Below are 12,424 nucleotides of genomic sequence, written 5' to 3'. Positions count from 1 at the left end.
GGGGTTCAGCTTAGTCGGACGCCCGCGGAGGGTGGAGGGATCGTCTCCGGCAGGGGATCGATCGGCTGCGTGTCGCGGTCGAGCTGCTCGGCGGCATCCCGCTTCTGCGACAGCGGGAACCCGACCCGGAACGTCGCGCCGCCCCCGGGCGTGTCGCGGACGTCCACGGATCCGTGGAACGCCTCCACGATCGACGCGACGATGGACAGGCCCAGACCGCTGCCGCCGGTCTCGCGGGTGCGAGAGGTGTCGGCGCGCCAGAAGCGCTGGAAGATCTTGTCCTTGATCTGGTCGGGGATGCCCTCGCCGTGGTCGATGATCTCGATCCAGCCGAGATCGCGCTCGGCGTCCACCCCGAGGCGCAGCTCGATGGGGGAGGTCTCGGGGGTGAAGCGGCGGGCGTTGCCGAGGAGGTTCGTCACGACCTGACGGATCTTGTTCTCGTCGCCGCGGACGACGGGGGCGATGCCGGCGGCGGGGGCGTGGGTGAGCTCTTCCGCGGGCGAGGCGGATGCCGCGGCGTTCGGCTTCGGTCGGCGACGCAGGCGCGAGAGGGCGCCCGTCCGCGCCGGTGCGTCGATCCCGCGCTTGCCGGTGTCGGTCTCGAGCACGGGCCGGGTGATGGGCGCCGTCGGGGGCGCCTCCACGGTGGTGTCGAGCACCGCGATCGGTCGCGACGGGGCGGCCGCGCGGACGTCGAGCGCGGCATCCCGGGCGATCGGGCGGAGGTCGACGTCGGTGATGACCACGTCGCGGCGCTCGTCCAGGCGCGCGAGGGCGAGGAGATCCTCGACGAGGAGACCCATGCGGATCGCCTCCTTCTCGATCCGCTCCATCGACTGCGCGATGTCCTCGTCGCCGCGGATCGCGCCCATGCGGTAGAGCTCCGCGTAGCCGCGGACCGTCACCAGCGGCGTCCGCAGCTCGTGGCTGGCGTCGCCGATGAACCGACGCATCTGCTGCACCGTCGAGTCGCGCTGCGCCAGGGCCCCGTCCACGCGGCTCAGCATCGCGTTGAGGGCGGCCTTGAGGCGCCCGACCTCGGTCGTGCGCGGTTCGACGTCGGTCATGCGGAGGCTGAGGTCTCCCGCGGCGATCGCGTCGGCGGTGGCTTCGACCTGCCCGAGGCTGCGGAACGTGAGGGTCACGAGGGCGCGGGTGAGCACCGCGCCGCCGATGATGATGATGAAGGCGAGGATGCTGTAGATCGCGACGTAGTTGGCCACGACCGCGTTCGTCGGCGCGAGGGGCTGCACGACCATCTGGGTGTAGCTGTCGCGGACGCCGCTGATCTCGATGAACCCGACGCCGGCGAGGTAGGACGGGCCGCCGTCGGTGTTCTTCAGTGTGAAGGGCTCGGAGAGGTTCCGGTAGGTGTCGTCGAGGGTGAATTCGCTCGGGAAGTCCGGCTCGACCAGGCCGCCCCCGCCGGCGGTGGACTGCAGCACGCCGTCGGCGTCGTAGATCGCCACGAAATAGGTCGTGGCCGCCGGCGTCGCCGCGCGCCGCGTGAACGTGGGGACGCCGTCCTCCACCGTGATCTGGAACAGCGGGCTGGTGACGTCGGTGGCCGCCAGCTGGGTCAGCTGCGTCTTCACGCTCGTGACGAGGCTCTCCCGGAGGAAGGCCATCGTGCCGATCCCGGCGGCGAAGAGCCCGACGACGAGCAGGGCGACGGTGACTCCCGTGACCTTCGCGCGGAGGCTCGTGCCGCGCCACCAGCGGGTGACGGCATCCGGGTGGCTGGACAGGGGGTTCCTTCGAGGGGGGAGCGGGCGGACGGCGCGGCGGCGGGGCTCAGGCCGCCTTGCCGGCCTTCAGCATGTAGCCGAAGCCGCGCTTGGTCTGGATGAGCGGCTCGGACGAGTGCGGGTCGATCTTGCGGCGCAGGTAGGAGATGTAGCTCTCCACGATGCCGGCGTCGCCGTTGAAGTCGTACTCCCACACGTGGTCGAGGATCTGCGCCTTGCTGAGCACACGGTTGGGGTTCAGCATCAGATAGCGCAGCAGCTTGAACTCGGTGGGGCTGAGGTCGATGCTGACCTCGCCGACCTGCACATCGTGGGTGTCCTGATCCATGGTCAGCTCGCCCGCGCGGATGACCGACTCCTCGTCGGCCTGCATCGTGCGGCGGAGGATCGCCTGGATGCGCGCGACGATCTCGTCGAGGCTGAAGGGCTTGGTGACGTAGTCGTCGCCGCCGGCGTTGAGGCCGGTGATCTTGTCCTCGGTCTCGTCCTTGGCGGTGAGGAACAGGATCGGTGCGGTGTATCCGGCGCCGCGGAGGCGCTTGGTCACGCTGAACCCATTCATGTCGGGCAGCATGACGTCGAGGACGATGAGGTCGGGTTCCTCCTCCAGGACGGCCGAGATCGTCTGGGCGCCGTTGCCGACGGCCCTGACCTGGTACCCCGCGAAGCGGAGGCTCTGGATGAGCAGGTCGCGGATGTTCGGCTCGTCGTCCACGACGAGGATGCGCGGTGCGGTCATACGGCCCATTATTGTCAGGCTTTGCCCGTCGTGTCTGGATATCGGCCGGTACGGCGCCTCGCGCATAGCGAACGCCGATGATCCGCTCAGGTGGGGCGGATGCCGGATTCAGGCGGCGCTGAGGGTCTCGGCGTCAATGATCGTGTACGCGTAGCCCTGCTCGGCGAGGAAGCGCTGGCGGTTCTGCGCGTAGTCCTGATCGACCGTGTCGCGCGCGATGAGCGTGTAGAAGCTGGCGGTGTGCCCGGACTGCTTCGGGCGCAGCAGCCGGCCCAGACGCTGGGCCTCCTCCTGGCGCGACCCGAACGATCCGGACACCTGGATGGCGACGGATGCCTCGGGGAGGTCGATCGAGAAGTTCGCGACCTTGCTGACCACGAGGGCCGAGATCTCGCCCTCGCGGAACGCCTGGTAGAGCTCCGACCGCTCGTCGACGGGGGTCTGGCCGGTGATCTTCGGGGCGTTCAGCGCCTCGGCGAGGACGTCGATCTGGTCGAGGTACTGCCCGATGATGAGGATGCGCTCGCCGGCGTGGCGGTCGACGAGGCTGCGCACGACGTCGATCTTCGCGGGCGCGGTCGCGGCGAGGCGGTAGCGCTCCTCGTCGGCGGACGCGGCGTACTCGAGCCGGTCGTCGACCGGCAGGTCCACGCGCACCTCGTAGCAGACGGCGGGGGAGATGAAACCCTGCGCCTCGATCTCCTTCCACGGGGCGTCGAAGCGCTTGGGGCCGATGAGGCTGAACACGTCGCCCTCGCGCCCGTCCTCGCGCACGAGCGTCGCGGTGAGGCCCAGGCGGCGGCGCGCTTGCAGATCGGCGGTGAGCTTGAACACCGGGGCGGGGAGGAGGTGCACCTCGTCGTAGACGATGAGGCCCCAGTCCAGCGCGTCGAGGAGGGCGAGGTGGGCGTACTCGCCCTTCCGCTTCGCGGTGAGGATCTGGTACGTCGCGATGGTGACCGGCTTGATCTCCTTCGACGCCCCGGAGTACTCCCCGATCTCCTCGGGGGTGAGACTCGTGCGCTTGAGGAGCTCGTCGCGCCACTGCCGGGCGCTGACGGTGTTGGTGACGAGGATGAGGGTGGTCGTCTTCGTCTCGGCCATCGCGCCGGCGCCGACGAGGGTCTTCCCGGCGCCGCAGGGGAGGACCACGACGCCCGAGCCGCCCTCGCGGAAGGTGTCCACGGCGTGGCGCTGGTAGGGCCGCAGCTCCCACCCCGTCTCGGCGAGGTCGATGGGGTGCGGGGTGCCGGGGGTGTAGCCGGCGAGATCCTCGGCGGGCCAGCCGATCTTCAGAAGCTCCTGCTTGATCTGCCCGCGCGCCCACGCGTCGACGAGGAACGAGTCCGGGGTCGGGTGGCCGATCAGCAGCGGCTGGATGCGCTTGTTCTTCGACACCTCGGCCAGCACCGCGGCATCCGTCGAGCGGAGGACGAGATCGCCGCCCGAGCCGTCCTCGGCCACCGGGGTGCGCTCGATGACGAGCCGGCCGTATCGGCCGACGGTCTCGCGGATGTCGATCGACACCGACGGCGGCACGGGGAAGCGCGAGAACCTGTCGAGGGTCGCGAGCATGTCGTCGGCCTCGTGACCGGCGGCGCGGGCGTTCCACAGGCCCAGGCGCGTGATGCGGTAGGTGTGGATGTGCTCGGGTGCGCGCTCGAGCTCGGCGAAGATCGCGAGTTCGTGCCGCGCCGTCTCGGCGTCGGGGTGCGCCACTTCCAGCAGCACGGTGCGATCGCTCTGCACGATGAGGGGTCCGTCAGCCATAACGTGCCAGTCTACCGGCGGTGAGGCGGTGCGCCTCCGCGCCGCGGACGGATGCCGCGTCAGCGGCGACCGGAGGGCACGGCGTCGGTGGGGACGGCGGCGACGATGCTCGAGATCGGCAGCGTCCGCTCGATGTCGGCGGCGCGGTCGAGGCCCCGCAGGCGTCCCCCGCCGAGACCGGACGCCTCCAGGGTGAAGGTGCGCTCGCTGGAATCGGGGAGGCGGACGGTCACCAGCAGCGTCGCCTTGGCGCGGACGGCCTGGTCGAGCTCGCGCTCGAGCCACGCGCCCTCGCCGGTGTCGGAGTGGCGGGCGCGGAGCGTGGCGATCAGGGGCGCGTAGGCCGTGTGCGGGGCGACGGTCACGGCGGACCGCACGGGCGCGGCCCGGCGGTGCAGCGACTCGGGGGAGCCGTGGGCGTCGACGGCGACGACGGGGTATCGGGCGTCCGCGAGCGCCCAGAAGACCACGTTCCGCTCGGCGCGGGAGCGCAGGGCGCTGCCGTCCGCGACGAGGCCGAGCGGGCGGAGGGCCTGGTCGACCGAGATCGCGTCGACGAGCGCCGCGTCGACGCTCTCGACGCGGGTGAGGCCCGCGGCATCCGTCGACACGCGGACGAGCCCGTGTCGATCGGCGGTCGACTGCACCAGGTAGTCCAACGGCTGCGGGATGCCGGTGAGCGACATCTCCGCGAGGAACGCGCGGATCGACTCCGCCGTCTCGCCCTCGGTGAGGCCCGCCGCCAGGCTCTCCGGGGTGAAGCGATAAGTGGAGGCCTGCGCGCGCGACTCGCGGACCGCGATGCGGCGCAGGCGCATGTCGAGGGCCGGGGCGAGCGGCCCCGGCGCGATGGCGGTGAGGTCGGCCTGGAGATAGAGGCGGTCGATCTCGGCGGGAAGGTGCGGGGCGATCGCCGTGGTGGAGGTCTCCCCGCCCGCGAGGATCGGCGCCGTCCACTCCGGCATCCCGCCGTCGTCGGAGAGAAGCCCCCAGCGGACGGCGATCCGGCGGCTCTGCGCGGCGCGGGCGGGCCAGTCGCGGTCGAGCGGGTACGCCCCCGCCCAGTGCGCGGGCGGCAGGATGTCGCCGGCCTCGGTCGCGAGCCCGGCGGGGAGGCGCGCGCGCCAGCCCTCGACCACTGCGGTCCAGCGCGTCAGGGTCGGCGACTCCAGCCAGCGCTCGCCCGCGCCGGTGATCGTGAAGGCGCGGCCGTCCGAGGCCACGAGGTCGGCGTCCTCGGCGGCGGCGAGCAGGTCGTCGAGCTCCTCGGCGGATCCGACGATGTCGGCCTCGAGGAGCCGTCGCCGATCCAGGGCGCTGACGGGGCCCGCGCCCGTGCGGGAGATCGGGGCGCGACGTGCGGTCACGAGGATCTCGGCGAGGGCGCCCGCCGCGGTGAAGGCGCGCTCGGCCGCTTCCGCCTCGCCGCCCGAGACCGGGGGCGCGGCATCCGGAAGCGCAGTGAAGGCCTCCGGCGTCGTCTCGGCGAGGACGGCCACGCGGGCGGTCACCGACGGGAAGACGGATCCGCTGTCGCCGCGGAGGGCGAGCGTCTCGGAGAGAGCGGGGGTCTCGGGAGCGCCCGCGGGATCGGCGAGGGCGAGCAGGGCCGAGCGGGGGAGCTTCGTCAGCGCGCGATCGATGGAGATCGGGTCAAGGAGACCGTCGGCGGCGTCGAAGAAGTCGCGCCACCCGGCGGCGGGGGAGACGCCGCGTGCGGCGAGGATGACGGCGAGATCGTCGTCACTGCGGGCGGCCAGCCACGTCGCCAGGGCCCGTTCGTCGGAGACCACTCAGTCGCCTCTGTTGGCCCGGGCTCTCCGCACGAAGCTCATGATGAGCACGGCGAGAAGGAGGAGGAAGGCGATCGGCAGGCCGAAGAGCGGGACGAAGGCGACGGCGGGCCAGACGCCGGACTGCATGTCGGCGCCCGAGGAGGAGCCGATCATGATCGCGAAGAAGCACACGACCGACAGGATCAGCAGTCCCAGCGACATGAACGACAGAAGTCGGTCGATCGGACGGATCGGGACATCGTTCCCGGGTGTGCGCGTGCTCATCGGTTTCACCCTACTCCTGTGGACGGACGGTCCTGTCGCGCGGCGGGCGGTGCCGTAGGCTGAAGGGTGGGGTCGACCGGCCCCGCTTTCACGTGTTCTCTCGTGCCCGCACGCCGGGCACCGATTCAGCGAGGTCTCGATGCCCACCGGCAAGGTCAGGTTCTACGACGACGAGAAGGGGTTCGGCTTCATCACCACCGATGACGGCCAGGACGTCTTCCTGCACGCCTCGGCCCTTCCCGCCGGTTCCCCGTCGCCGAAGCAGGGCACCCGCCTCGAGTTCGGCGTCGCCGACGGCAAGCGCGGCCTGCAGGCGCTCTCGGTACGCGTGCTCGAGGCGCCGGTGAGCCTGTCGAAGCGGTCGCGCAAGCCCGCCGACGACATGGCCGTCATCGTCGAAGACCTCGTGAAGCTGCTCGACGGCATCGGCGGTGACCTCCGTCGCGGCCGCTACCCCAGCGGTGCCCACGCCAAGAAGATCGCCGCGGTGCTGCGTAAGGTCGCCGATGACTTCGACGCCTGAGATCCCGTTCGACCCCTCGCTCCTGGACGCACGGGAGCTGGCGCTCGCCGCACTGGCGGAGATCACCCCGGAATCCACCGTCGGTGACGCCGCGGGGTACCGCGCCGAGGGCGACGGTATCGTCTCGCTCCGCTTCGACAACCGGCTCGCCGGGTACCCCGGCTGGTTCTGGACGGTCACCATCGCCCGGGTCGAGGATGCCGAGCCCACCGTGCTCGAGGTCGAACTGCTCCCGGGCGACGGCGCGCTGCTCGCGCCGGAGTGGGTGCCGTGGGCCGAGCGTCTTGCGGAATACCAGGCGGCGCAGGAAGCCGCGGCGCAGGCCGCGGCGGAGGCCGGCGACGACGAGTCGGACGACGACGAGGAGGACGAGGACGATCTCGACGACGTCGACGACCTCGACGCCGCGGACTTCGATGACGACGGCTCGCCCATCCTTCACGCGGGCGACGTCGACGGCGTCGACATCGACGAACTCGCGGACGACGACGAGGACTCGGACGACGAGGACTCGGACGACGAGGACTCGGACGACGAGGACGAAGACGAGTCTGACGACGAGGACGAAGACGAGTCCGACGAGGACTGACCCACGGTCCTCGCCGGTCCGGGGCTCAGCCCCGTCCGGTCAGAGACGCTCGATCGTGTAGTCGATGCAGCGGATGAGCTGACGGACGTCCTCGGGCTCGATCGAGACGAACGTCGCGACCCGCAGCTGGTTGCGACCGAGCTTGCGGTACGGCTCGGTGTCGACGATGCCGTTCTGGCGAAGGCTGGAGGCGATCGCTGAGGCATCCACCGTCGGGTCGAAGTCGATGGTGACGACCACGGGCGAGCGGTCGGCGGCATCCGTCACGAACGGGGTCGCGACCGAGGAGGCCTCGGCCCACTCGTAGAGAGCCGACGACGACTCGCGGGTGCGGGCGTCGGCCCACTGCAGGCCCCCGTTGTCGAGGATCCACGACACCTGCTGCTCGAGCAGGAACAGCGTCGTGAGCGCCGGGGTGTTCAGCGTCTGGTTCAGCCGGGAGTTGTCGAGGGCGTTCTTCAGGCTCAGGAACTCGGGGATGTACCGGCCGGATGCGGCGATCCGCTCGATCCGTTCGATGGCGGCGGGGGAGACCACCGCCATCCACAGGCCGCCGTCCGAGCCGAGGTTCTTCTGGGGGGCGAAGTAGTAGACGTCCGCCTCGTGCATCGACAGATCGATGCCGCCGGCGGCGCTCGTCGCGTCGATGACGGTGAGCGCTCCGCTGTCGCCCTGCACGCGCTGGACGGGTGCGCTGACGCCGGTCGAGGTCTCGTTGTGGGGCCATGCGTAGACGTCGACGCCTTCGACGGCCTCGGGCAGGATGCGGGTGCCCGGGTCGGCTTTGCGGACGTCCGGCGCCTCGAGCCACGGGGTCTTCGCCGCGGCGGCGAACTTGCCGCCGAACTCGCCGAAGACGAGGTTCTGGCTGCGGGTGTCGATCAGGCCGAACGCGGCGGCATCCCAGAATGCGGTCGATCCGCCGTTGCCGAGGATGACCTCGTATCCCTCGGGGGCGCGGAAGAGCTCGCGCAGCCCCGAGCGGACGCGCCCGACGAGGTCCTTCACGGGGGCCTGGCGGTGCGAGGTGCCCAGCAGCGCGGCGCCGGGGCCGACCAGGGCCTCCAGCTGCGCGCCGCGCACCTTGGCCGGACCGCATCCGAAGCGGCCGTCGGTGGGCAGGATCTCGCGAGGGAGCACGACGTGGGGCATGGGTCGATTCTAGGGTGGATAGGCTGTCCTCACCGGCTCGGACGGCGAAGGATGCCCCACATATGACCGATCTCATCGACACCACCGAGATGTATCTGCGCACCATCCTCGAACTCGAGGAGGAGAACATCGTTCCTCTGCGCGCGCGCATCTCCGAACGCCTCGGGCACTCCGGTCCGACGGTGTCGCAGACCATCGGACGCATGGAGCGCGACGGCCTCGTCGTCGTCACCGACACCCGCAGCCTCGAGCTCACCGACGCGGGCCGTCAGAAGGCCGTGGACGTCATGCGCAAGCACCGCCTCGCGGAGCGGCTTCTGTCGGACGTGATCGGCCTCGACTGGGCGTTCGTCCACGAGGAGGCCTGCCGGTGGGAGCACGTGATGAGCGAGCAGGTCGAGCGGCGCCTCGTCGAGCTCCTCGGGCACCCGACCGAGTCGCCGTACGGGAACCCCATCCCGGGCCTCGACCAGCTCGGCGACCTCCCGGCGAAGAACTTCGAGCAGGGCGTCGTCGGGCTCGTCAAGCGCATGAACGAGGCGGGGGAGCCGATCACCGGCACGGTCCGCCGGCTCGCCGAGCCCGCGCAGGTCGACCCCGAGCTGCTGCAGCAGCTGAAGGGCGCCGGTGTGATGCCCGGCGCGCAGGGGTCGTTCCGCTTCAACGAGGGCTACGTGCTGGTCGAGATGGACGGGTCCGACGAGGGCCTGGAGCTTCCCGTCGAGGTCGCGTCGCACATCTTCCTCGTCGCCGACCCCGCCTGACTGTTTTCCGTTCGCATCAACCCGCATCACTCTCACCAGCGTCTTCGTCGACGATCAGGCGAAGGCGCTGGACTTCTACACCGACAAGCTCGGCTTCGTCGTGAAGAACGATGTCCCGCTCGGTGAGCACCGGTGGCTGACGCTCGTGGGGCCCGGGCAGCCGGACGGCCCGGAGCTGCTTCTCGAGCCGGATGAGCATCCTGCGGCGAAGGCGTACACGGCTGCTCTGGCGGACGACGGCATCCCCGCGGCATCCTTCACCGTCGACGATGTCACGGCCGTCTTCGAGGACCTGTCGAACCGCGGCGTCTCCTTCACCCAGAAGCCCACGTCGATGGGGCCCGTGGTGACCGTGGTCCTCGATGACACCTGCGGCAACCTCATCCAGCTGTCGAGTATCGCCTGATGTCCCGCAGGGCGGGGAGATGTCGCTCACCTGGGAATCGTCTCGGACCACCGTCTGAACGTGACTTATTCGTTACCTTCGGGTAGCCTCGGACCGTCCACAGGCGACAAGCCCGCCGTCGGACTCCTCGGAAATTGCCTCCCTGGCTCGTCGTTTCCGAGGCCCCTGACCCGCACGCTGTGCCCCGACACCGAGTGCTGACGAGCCAGCGCCCCCCGGCGCAGAGGCGCCGGAGGAACTATTGGCTGAAGAGAATTCCTCGCCCGAGGGCGAGAACCCAACCGAGGCGACGCCCCCCACTCGTCGTTCCCGCAGGGCCGAGACCCCTGCCGCCCGTCGCACCGCCGCTGTCGCACAGCGGAAGTCCGCCGTCGCCCAGCGCAAGGCCGCCGCGGTCGCCGCGCGCAAGGCCGCTGCGACCGCACCAGTCCGCACGACGCCCAAGGCCCCGAGCCGCGTGACGAAGCCGCTGCGCTCGATGGTGATCCTCAGCATGGTGGGCGGACTTGTCGCCACCGCCGCGATCCCCGCCTTCGCCGCCATGCCGCAGAGTGAGGAGGCGGTCACGCAGCACCAGATCGCCGCCGACAACGCCCAGTCGCTGCTCGTCGCCTCCGACGCCAGCGCCTCGCAGATCCAGCGCGAGAGCTACTCGGCCACCACGCAGGAGGAGATCGACGAGAAGAAGGCGAAGGAAGCGGCCGAGGCCGCCGCCGTCGCCCGCGCCGAGGCCGCCGCCGCTGCGGCCGCCGCCGCGGCATCCTCGTCGACGTCCTCCGTGCCGATGAACATCAGCCTCACCTCGCCCGGAACCGGCGAGGTCCGCTGGCCGCTCCTCACCTTCACCAAGGGTCGCGGCCTCGGGGACTCCGGCTACCACCAGGGCGTCGACCTCCTCGCCGACGGCGGGACCCCCATCTACGCCGCCGCCGCGGGTGTGGTCCGCGTCTCGAGCGAGAGCCACTACGGCTACGGCGTCGCCGTCACCATCGACCACGTCGTGGGCGGCCAGCAGGTCAACACCGTCTACGGTCACATGACCTACGGCAGCCGTCAGGTGCAGGCCGGGCAGTACGTCGAGGCCGGTCAGCTGATCGGACTCGTCGGCAGCACCGGGCGCTCCACCGCCAACCACCTCCACTTCGAGGTGCACATCAACGGGTCGGTCGTCGACCCGTGGGCGTGGCTGCAGGTCAACGCCGGCTGACGGCATCCGTCAGCGTTCGTCGACACGCCACGACGCGTTCACCGGCCTCTGCGCCGGCGCGTCGTGGCGTGGGTTACCCTGAAACCCGACGCTCCACGAAGCGGAGGGGAAGCCGATGGACCGCACACCACGCATCCGCACCATGGATGCGCTCGGACGCCACGTCCTCCGGCATTGCATGAACGGATTCCGCGGCACTGCCGTGGCGCCAAGGCGCTGTCTCTGAGACAGCGCCTTTTTTCATGCCCGTGCGCATCGGGAACGTCGACAGGTCGAATCACCGGGAAGCCGTCCCGGACGTTCGAGAGGATGACGAATGCGCACACTGGTGTTGAACGCCGGATACGAGCCGCTCGCGGTGGTGTCCTTCAAGAGAGCCCTCGTGCTCGTGATGAACGACAAGGCGACCGTGGTCGAACGCCTGGAGGGTGAACCGGTGTGGGCGGCGTCCGGCTCGTACGAACGCCCGGCGGTGATCATCCTCACCCGCTACGTGCGCGTCCCGGGCAGCACCCACGTGCCCGTCACGCGCCGCGGCGTGCTGCGCCGCGACGCCCAGCGCTGCGGGTACTGCGAGAAGAGCGCCACGACGATCGACCACATCCTGCCGCGCTCGCGCGGGGGAGCGGACTCGTGGGAGAACCTCGTCGCCTGCTGCCTGCGCTGCAACAACGTCAAGGGCGACCGGACGCCGCAGGAGATGGGGTGGGAGCTGCGGGTCGTGCCGCGCCCGCCGCGCGGACCGCAGTGGATGGTGCGCGGCACCGACCGTTCGGACCCCCGCTGGGAGCCGTACCTGGCCCTCGCCGCCTGACCTTTCGCCTGCCTGTGCGGCGCAGGCGTCATCCGCGCGTTCGTGTGGCGCTCGCGGCCCCCTCGCGCGCGCAGAGGCGGCGACGAGCGCCACCTGAAGGGCTCCGGAGACGGATGCCGCGGCCGTGCGCGTGTGCGATCAGTCGGCGTCCAGGATCCGCAGCCAGCGGGTGAGGATGAGTTCCAACGCACGCGCATCGTCGGCGCCGAGCTCGTCGAGGAGGCGGTGCTCGTTTGCGAGGTGCTGCGTGATCGCGTCGTCGATGAGCGCGAGGCCCTCGGGGGTCAGCCGCACCATCCGTCGGCGTCCGTCGCCGGGTTCGATGCGACGGTCGACGAGTCCTCGGGCGGCGAGGCGATCCACGCGCTTGGTGAGACCGCCCGTCGTGACCATCGTGTGCGCGGCGAGCTCACCCGCGGGGCGTTCATAGGGGGCGCCGGCGCGGCGGAGCGTGGCGAGCAGGTCGAACTCCGGCTCGGTGAGGTCGAACCGCGCGTAGACCTCGACCAGACGATCGGTCAGTGCGAGTGCGACGCGATGCAGGCGCCCGATGACGCCCTGGGGCGACGGGTCGAGGTCGGGGCGCTCCCGTCGCCAGTCGGCCTGGATGGCGGAGACGTGATCTTCGGCGTCCATCCGCCCATGTTAT

At 70.8% G+C, this 12,424-nt stretch carries 13 protein-coding genes; 6 read left to right on the top strand and 7 right to left on the bottom strand.

The annotated features are described in order from the left end of the window. Positions 1-5: 5 nt before the first annotated feature. The 5 genes from ABXJ56_RS01590 to ABXJ56_RS01570 form a co-directional block, all read right to left on the bottom strand. The gene (locus ABXJ56_RS01590) at positions 6-1,631 is read right to left on the bottom strand and encodes a sensor histidine kinase (RefSeq protein WP_353997994.1); all 1,626 of its coding nucleotides are present in this window, start codon (positions 1,629-1,631) and stop codon (positions 6-8) included. A 166-nt stretch (positions 1,632-1,797) separates the two neighbouring features. Further along, entirely contained in the window at positions 1,798-2,490 is a 693-nt protein-coding gene (locus ABXJ56_RS01585; protein WP_353997993.1) for a response regulator transcription factor, read from the bottom strand. A gap of 108 nt (positions 2,491-2,598) precedes the next feature. Then, positions 2,599-4,260, bottom strand: a complete 1,662-nt coding sequence (locus tag ABXJ56_RS01580) for a DNA repair helicase XPB (RefSeq protein WP_353997992.1) — start codon at positions 4,258-4,260, stop codon at positions 2,599-2,601. A gap of 59 nt (positions 4,261-4,319) precedes the next feature. Next, positions 4,320-6,053, bottom strand: a complete 1,734-nt coding sequence (locus tag ABXJ56_RS01575; protein ID WP_353997991.1) for a helicase-associated domain-containing protein — start codon at positions 6,051-6,053, stop codon at positions 4,320-4,322. Next, on the bottom strand, positions 6,054-6,320 hold the full coding sequence (locus ABXJ56_RS01570; RefSeq protein WP_353997990.1) for a multidrug ABC transporter ATPase: 267 nt from the start codon (positions 6,318-6,320) through the stop codon (positions 6,054-6,056). Positions 6,321-6,459: 139 nt separating this feature from the next. On the opposite strand from ABXJ56_RS01570, the gene ABXJ56_RS01565 reads away from it, so the two are divergent. Both ABXJ56_RS01565 and ABXJ56_RS01560 read left to right on the top strand, forming a co-directional pair. Then, complete coding sequence (locus ABXJ56_RS01565; RefSeq protein WP_301134998.1) at positions 6,460-6,843, top strand: cold-shock protein; 384 nt, start codon at positions 6,460-6,462, stop codon at positions 6,841-6,843. Then, entirely contained in the window at positions 6,827-7,432 is a 606-nt protein-coding gene (locus ABXJ56_RS01560) for a DUF3027 domain-containing protein (RefSeq protein WP_353997989.1), read from the top strand. Before ABXJ56_RS01565 ends, ABXJ56_RS01560 begins: the two co-directional genes overlap by 17 nt. A 39-nt stretch (positions 7,433-7,471) precedes the next feature. Here ABXJ56_RS01560 and serC read toward each other — a convergent pair whose 3' ends face one another. Continuing rightward, positions 7,472-8,584: a phosphoserine transaminase gene (gene serC, locus ABXJ56_RS01555; RefSeq protein WP_353997988.1), complete on the bottom strand. Its 1,113-nt coding sequence runs from the start codon at positions 8,582-8,584 to the stop codon at positions 7,472-7,474. 62 nt (positions 8,585-8,646) lie between these two features. On the opposite strand from serC, the gene ABXJ56_RS01550 reads away from it, so the two are divergent. From ABXJ56_RS01550 to ABXJ56_RS01535, 4 genes are all read left to right on the top strand, one after another. Beyond that, positions 8,647-9,348, top strand: coding sequence for a metal-dependent transcriptional regulator (locus tag ABXJ56_RS01550; RefSeq protein WP_353997987.1), 702 nt, complete (start codon positions 8,647-8,649; stop codon positions 9,346-9,348). Between the two features lie 25 nt (positions 9,349-9,373). Then, positions 9,374-9,754 (top strand): VOC family protein, encoded by a 381-nt coding sequence (locus ABXJ56_RS01545; protein WP_353999941.1) that lies wholly within the window; start codon positions 9,374-9,376, stop codon positions 9,752-9,754. A 241-nt stretch (positions 9,755-9,995) separates the two neighbouring features. Next, positions 9,996-10,961 carry a M23 family metallopeptidase gene (locus ABXJ56_RS01540; protein WP_353997986.1) on the top strand — a complete coding sequence of 322 codons (966 nt, stop codon included), beginning with the start codon at positions 9,996-9,998 and terminating at the stop codon, positions 10,959-10,961. A gap of 316 nt (positions 10,962-11,277) precedes the next feature. Next, a complete protein-coding gene (locus tag ABXJ56_RS01535) occupies positions 11,278-11,775 on the top strand; it encodes an HNH endonuclease (protein ID WP_353997985.1) in 498 nt (165 codons plus the stop codon). A gap of 138 nt (positions 11,776-11,913) precedes the next feature. Here ABXJ56_RS01535 and ABXJ56_RS01530 read toward each other — a convergent pair whose 3' ends face one another. Then, entirely contained in the window at positions 11,914-12,411 is a 498-nt protein-coding gene (locus tag ABXJ56_RS01530) for a MarR family winged helix-turn-helix transcriptional regulator (RefSeq protein ID WP_353997984.1), read from the bottom strand. Positions 12,412-12,424: the final 13 nt, after the last annotated feature.

The organism is Microbacterium aurantiacum (assembly GCF_040532595.1).
Taxonomy (GTDB): domain Bacteria; phylum Actinomycetota; class Actinomycetes; order Actinomycetales; family Microbacteriaceae; genus Microbacterium; species Microbacterium chocolatum_B.
The sequence above is the reverse complement of the archived record's forward strand: the minus strand, read 5'-3'. Positions and strand labels throughout refer to the sequence as shown.

Bases quoted from the DNA above. Each gene is read 5' to 3' on its own strand.
- ABXJ56_RS01590 (WP_353997994.1), bottom strand. From the start codon at position 1,631: ATGGCCTTCCTCCGGGAGAGCCTCGTCACGAGCGTGAAGACGCAGCTG.
- ABXJ56_RS01585 (WP_353997993.1), bottom strand. From the start codon at position 2,490: ATGACCGCACCGCGCATCCTCGTCGTGGACGACGAGCCGAACATCCGC.
- ABXJ56_RS01580 (WP_353997992.1), bottom strand. From the start codon at position 4,260: ATGGCTGACGGACCCCTCATCGTGCAGAGCGATCGCACCGTGCTGCTG.
- ABXJ56_RS01570 (WP_353997990.1), bottom strand. From the start codon at position 6,320: ATGAGCACGCGCACACCCGGGAACGATGTCCCGATCCGTCCGATCGAC.
- ABXJ56_RS01565 (WP_301134998.1), top strand. From the start codon at position 6,460: ATGCCCACCGGCAAGGTCAGGTTCTACGACGACGAGAAGGGGTTCGGC.
- ABXJ56_RS01560 (WP_353997989.1), top strand. From the start codon at position 6,827: ATGACTTCGACGCCTGAGATCCCGTTCGACCCCTCGCTCCTGGACGCA.
- serC (WP_353997988.1), bottom strand. From the start codon at position 8,584: ATGCCCCACGTCGTGCTCCCTCGCGAGATCCTGCCCACCGACGGCCGC.
- ABXJ56_RS01550 (WP_353997987.1), top strand. From the start codon at position 8,647: ATGACCGATCTCATCGACACCACCGAGATGTATCTGCGCACCATCCTC.
- ABXJ56_RS01535 (WP_353997985.1), top strand. From the start codon at position 11,278: ATGCGCACACTGGTGTTGAACGCCGGATACGAGCCGCTCGCGGTGGTG.
- ABXJ56_RS01530 (WP_353997984.1), bottom strand. From the start codon at position 12,411: ATGGACGCCGAAGATCACGTCTCCGCCATCCAGGCCGACTGGCGACGG.